Raw genomic sequence first — 2,451 nt, 5'->3', positions numbered from 1 at the left:
TCGGCATTCTCCATGGGTGCCTGCGCGACCACGCCCTCTACGACGAGCAGACCGCGTGGCATGCCTCCGCCGCCGCGCGCCAGGACCACGCTGCTTGACAAGTTAGCCCCGTGGGATGTCTTGACACCGTGGACCGCCCGGGTCACCGCATACTGCCTGGGCAGCTCCCGTACCCCGACGGCATACCCCACCGCTATCTCCCCGCCGATCGCGCAGTCACCGTCGCCGAACTCCAGTACAACCCCGGAGCCCAGACCTCACAAGAGCCGGAAGTCCTGGCGGGCGACTGCTGCCAGTCTCCGGGCGTCAGCCCTGTCGACGCGTGCACTGGTGCGCATGCGCAGCCACCTCTCGAGCTCGATCTCGAGGCTCTCGTGTTCGGTGGTGACCGGATACCACCGGTGGGAATTCTCGTCGTACCACTGTGCCCGGTCCGGCGAATAGTGCCCGCGCCGGTGCGTCGTGTTCGTGGCGCGTGTTCTGCCCCAACGCATCGCGTCCCCCGAGGTGGCCGAATGGACAACCTCGCCCCCGATTTCCCCGGCCGGTGTTGCGGGCAAACCACCCCGGGGCCCCGCCGGCCGGTCGGCACCAGCGGCACGCGATTGCCCGGGTGAGGTTGTCCCCCTGACAGAGGGGGCACCGCACCGCGCCGACCTGATCGAGCGCGTGCTGGGAGCTTGCAGAGTCCGCTTCGTGGTCGACATCCCCGCATGTCCGAGGACCGGCACCGGTCATCGTCTCGCGGTCGGATATCACCGTCGTAAAGTTCTGCAACTGATGCCACGGAGACGGTTCGGGGACACGGTCGGGGGGTTGCGGCTGGTCGTCCCACCGCTCGCCGCGTCGATCTGCCTGGCACGGCGTCGCTGCGACGTCCTCTACGCCATGCTCAAGCACAAGATCTTCTATCGCGCCCCCACTGCTGCCGCCGCTTGACGAAACCATAGGGACACCCCCTGCAGCCGTCCCGGCGCATACACCCGGCCCCGCGGCAGGTCGAGGCCGCCGTCATCGCCGCGGGGGCGCCGCCGCCGACCCTCGACCACACTTCCGGCGGCGTGCGCGAGGGGGTCGGAGCCCGCCGCACCGTCTACCACACCAGCGCCTGACTGGGCGAGCTTTGTCCCGCAGTACACGGCGTACGGGTTCGGAAAATTCTTCATTTCCGTATGATGCCGAGTTCTGAACCCCGGCGCGAGACCCGGATGCTTCAGGTGAGGGACGACCTGGATCTGGCGGGTTACGGTCCCGACCGGCACACGCCGGGTCCGTCGTTTCGAGCCGCTCGAGACGCCGTCACCTCGAGCCGCGAACTCCTCGGCGAGAACGACGGTCGCGAGCACCTCGCACCTCATGTACACGCTCTGAGGCCTGCTCGCTTCACACCGGGCCCTGGGCGGCCGGACGGCCCGGACGCGCTCGTCGCTCGGGAACAGCCCGGCCGAAACGGCACCCTGACCGCGAGAGGCGAGACATCGCTCCTCGGTCTCCTCGCCCCCGGGTTCGGGAAATCGGGGCTGTGCCGGCTTCGCGCACCCGGCCCCGACTCTCGGCGGTGTGGAATCCGCGCAGTGCCCCACCCGGGGACGCTACTGCCGGGCAGAATCACCAGGGGATGCTCCCTCGGACACACCGGTGCCGCGCCGAGGTGCACGAGGAGGGGGACACAGGAGCTGCCGTGGAGGACCCGACGAGCGACTCCACGACACGCCGGGCGGCGAGGACGACCGAGCGCCGCTTGACCGGCCGTCGGGTGCTGCGCGGCGTGCTGGCCGCACTCGTGCTCGGCGGAGCGGTGGTCGGGCTGGTGCTGGCGCTGCTGAGCGTGCTGCCCACCCCGAACCTGGGCCTGCTCTGGCCGAACCTGGGCCTGCACCTGCTCGCCATGGTCGTCGACGGGTACAGCCTGCTGCTCGCCGCCTGCGCCGTGCTCGGCCTCGCCCTGACCGTGCTCGCGCACCGAGCCGGGTTGCGCCGGACCTCGCTCGTGGCGGCGGTGCTCGCGGTGGTGACCATCGCGCTCTGCCTCGTGCCCGTGGCGCAGGGATGGCGGACCGCCGCGCACGAGGGTGTCCCGCTCTCGCTCGCGGAATACTTCTCCTACCCCTCCCCCGCTGCGCCCGAGACCGTCACCTACGCCCGACCCGAGGGGCAGGAACTCGAGCTCGACGTCCGGCGCCCACCGGACGACGGCGACCCCGCGCGGCCGGAGCGACGACCGGCCGTGGTCACGGTGCACGGCGGGGGTGGGATGGTCGGTGGCCGCAGCGAAGACGCGTTCTGGGGTGCGTGGCTCGCCGAGCAGGGATACGTGGTCTTCAGGAAGCGTAAAGAATCAAATTGGTCGTGTCGTTGCGCCGTTCTCGGGAATGAGGGAGTCGAGGACCGCTTTCGCGTTGGGGAACCGCGTAGCGCCCGGGACCGGGGTGTAGCCGTCCTGGGTGAGGA

The 2,451-nt window shown here is 70.3% G+C and carries 1 protein-coding gene and 1 pseudogene; both read left to right on the top strand.

Translation table 11 applies throughout. The annotated features are described in order from the left end of the window. Positions 1–780: 780 nt before the first annotated feature. Positions 781–939, top strand: a complete 159-nt coding sequence (locus G6038_RS30550) for a hypothetical protein (protein ID WP_165042637.1) — start codon at positions 781–783, stop codon at positions 937–939. Positions 940–1,681: 742 nt separating this feature from the next. After that, positions 1,682–2,451, top strand: a pseudogene (locus G6038_RS30545) (hypothetical protein); the annotation flags it as partial.

The organism is Rhodococcus sp. 14C212, assembly GCF_011058195.1.
Lineage (GTDB): Bacteria > Actinomycetota > Actinomycetes > Mycobacteriales > Mycobacteriaceae > Rhodococcus > Rhodococcus aetherivorans.
The sequence above is the reverse complement of the archived record's forward strand: the minus strand, read 5'-3'. Positions and strand labels throughout refer to the sequence as shown.

Excerpts from the sequence above, each read along its gene's own strand:
- G6038_RS30550 (WP_165042637.1), top strand. The coding sequence starts at position 781 with ATGCCACGGAGACGGTTCGGGGACACGGTCGGGGGGTTGCGGCTGGTC.